This is a genomic window from Eubacterium aggregans (assembly GCF_900107815.1).
In the GTDB taxonomy this organism is placed as follows: Bacteria; Bacillota; Clostridia; order Eubacteriales; family Eubacteriaceae; genus Eubacterium_O; species Eubacterium_O aggregans.
This window is the reverse complement of the sequence record NZ_FNRK01000052.1, coordinates 1-2,621: the sequence shown is the minus strand read 5'-3', so window position 1 is coordinate 2,621 and position 2,621 is coordinate 1. Positions and strand designations below refer to the sequence as shown.

The window sequence follows — 2,621 nt, the reverse complement described above, 5'->3', positions numbered from 1 at the left end:
CTCTTTTTAGTATATCAGATTCATTAATATCCGTCTGAAAAAATGTCTTAATTTATGAGACCATTATACTTGTCCCAGATTGTACCGCCGGTGGAAGGCTATATTTTGTTCCTCTCGCAATAATGGCTTTCTGAATTATTTCTTTATTCAAACGAAATCTTAGTTTATGATGTTTCTTTATCGCATACAACACAATAAATACTGTCATTACAATTTGAGATATTACTGTTGCAGCGGCAGCTCCTGCTGCACCAAATGGCAGAACAACAACAAAGATAATATCTAAAACAACATTTGCAATAGAACACACAAGTACAGACAAAAATGGTGCTTTGCTGTCACCCAGCCCTCTCAATACAGCGGAATATATATTATAGACAGCTAATAAAGGAATTCCCAAAAACATAATCTGAATATATTCTCTTGCAATTGAAAAAATATTTGCAGGTGTATCCAAAAGAGTTAAAATCGGGCGTGTGAACAAAATTCCCACAGCAGCAATAATCAGAAATATACCACCCAGTAAAATTACAAAGGAAGATAAAATATTTTTCAGTTTTCCCTCTTCTCCCATTCCGTACTGCTGTGCAGCTAATACGGAGATTCCAGATGTAAAACCTGTAATTACTGTGACAAATAGATTATAAATTGAAGTAGTTGCCCCAATTCCCGCAAGGGCCAGTTCTCCCTCAACATTTCCAACAACAAAAGCATCAACCCAATTGAACATTTGCTAAAGCAAACCGCTTAATATCAAAGGGACTGTAAACCACACTAATGTTTTCATAATATTTTCCTGTGTCAAATTATTTTTCATATATTTTCCTCCTGATTTCGCCTGCCCCTTCCTATAATAGTGCAAGGTGCCTTCGACACTCTCATCTCCACTGTCCGCAATCTTGAGGGAGAAGACCCTTCCTATAAAATAAAAAAGGTATTCAAAAGCTACCATACAGCACAGATGCCGTACCTTAGGGGTAACTTTTGAACGCCTCTATAAATACTTTATTCAATTGGTCTTGTGAAAAAAATTTTGAACTCTCTCGTGGCAGTTTTCATCACCAATATAACAAATAATATCTCCAATACAAAAAATTGCATACGGCCCAGGTGAAATAATAATCTCATTTTCTCGTTTTATTGCGATGATTGTTGCCGTTGTATTATGCCAAAACTGTACATCGGAAATACTTTTCCTTATGTAGTTGGCATCTTCTTTTAGTTCAATCTCAAATGGTGTAAGGGGATTTACTTCACGAAATCGTTCTGTCTTGTAGAGAAGTTCTGATATCATACCTTTTAATTCATGGTTTTGTTGTATCTGCTGTTCCATTCCGGTTAAAATTTGTTTTTTTAAATTGCTCATCTCATTAATAGAATTAAATTTATTAACAAAGTTTTTTGCCTTATCTTTGGATTTTATTAATACACCGCTGCCCTTTGTTACTTCTACAATCTTCATATCGGATAATGCACTGATTGCACGGCGCGCCGTTTCAGAAGAAACGCCATATTGACTGGAAAGGGAAGAACGTACATAGATTTTCTCACCTTCACTGTAATATCCTTCTACAATCTTAGCTGCAACATCTGCAGCAATCTGTTGGTATCTTGGAATAGTTACTTTCATATTTCTTAGCAATGCTCCTTTCAAATTAGAACATAAAAAGCATTTTTACTTCTAAAGTATCCATATTATAATATACCTATATTCTTTTTGCAAGATAAGAAGTATCTTGAGTTTCCGCAGTTTTATCCACAACTGCGAATTTTATCAGCTTTACAATAAACAACTTTCAAAAAATGCCCAAAATATAAGGAATCCAGACTCTTTGTTTGGTATAATTAAAGTGATGAAACAAAAACCAACTAAACAAAAAAAGAGAGGGCTCCTTATGCTTAATTCTACCACAAATACTTATACCTTAAAACGAAAAATTTTATCTTTTTCAAACAAAATTTCCAGACACCTTTCTAAACCCGAAAGGAAATTCACTGCCGACATTACTTATGGCCTGTTAGCCTCTGGAAGCTGTCTTCTGACTGACGTTGTCGACCAGCTTCATGAATCGTCAAAAAAGATTAATATCGTAGACCGTCTGTCCAGACACTTAGAAAAAGGTACTCCTGGAAAAGCAGTTGCTTCTTATCTGCATACAATTAAAAAATGGGTTCCTGATGAACCAGTCATTCATATCGATGACAGTGATGTGGTAAAACCGGATGGTTACAAATTTGAAGCTCTTGGTATCGTTAGAGATGGTTCCGAAAGCACTTCAACAAAAAACGTTTACAAAAAAGGATATCATGTGACCGAAGCCTGTGTTCTCACGAGCAGCAATCATCCCGTTAGCATTTTTTCAAGAATACATTCTTCCTCTGAAAGAGATTATAAATCTGCAAACACCATCACTTTCCAGGCAATGGAGCAGGGCGCTGCACTCTTTAAAAAAGCAACTTTTGCAATGGATCGTGGTTACGATGATAACAAAATGTTTCTGAAAATGGATGAACTCGGACAAGACTATGTGATACGTCTCAAATTGGAATTGTCAATAAAAGTTTAGTCCCATCGGCAAGGAGAATTATGCAGCAACAGTACAGTGGTAAAGTGCCCGCTT

General features: G+C 35.9%; 3 protein-coding genes. 1 reads left to right on the top strand and 2 read right to left on the bottom strand.

Going from position 1 to position 2,621, the window contains the following annotated elements; genetic code table 11:
- Positions 1-52: 52 nt before the first annotated feature.
- Complete coding sequence (locus BLW33_RS13825; protein WP_090310044.1) at positions 53-730, bottom strand: MATE family efflux transporter; 678 nt, start codon at positions 728-730, stop codon at positions 53-55.
- A 279-nt stretch (positions 731-1,009) separates the two neighbouring features.
- Entirely contained in the window at positions 1,010-1,630 is a 621-nt protein-coding gene (locus tag BLW33_RS13820) for a GntR family transcriptional regulator (RefSeq protein ID WP_242911698.1), read from the bottom strand.
- 265 nt (positions 1,631-1,895) lie between these two features.
- Here BLW33_RS13820 and BLW33_RS13815 point away from each other — a divergent pair, with 265 nt between their 5' ends.
- Positions 1,896-2,567 carry a transposase gene (locus tag BLW33_RS13815; protein WP_242911697.1) on the top strand — a complete coding sequence of 224 codons (672 nt, stop codon included), beginning with the start codon at positions 1,896-1,898 and terminating at the stop codon, positions 2,565-2,567.
- Positions 2,568-2,621: the final 54 nt, after the last annotated feature.

What these genes read in the sequence shown, in the direction of transcription:
- BLW33_RS13820 (WP_242911698.1), bottom strand. Translation starts at nt 1,630, where the DNA reads ATGAAAGTAACTATTCCAAGATACCAACAGATTGCTGCAGATGTTGCA.
- BLW33_RS13825 (WP_090310044.1), bottom strand. Translation starts at nt 730, where the DNA reads ATGTTCAATTGGGTTGATGCTTTTGTTGTTGGAAATGTTGAGGGAGAA.
- BLW33_RS13815 (WP_242911697.1), top strand. Translation starts at nt 1,896, where the DNA reads ATGCTTAATTCTACCACAAATACTTATACCTTAAAACGAAAAATTTTA.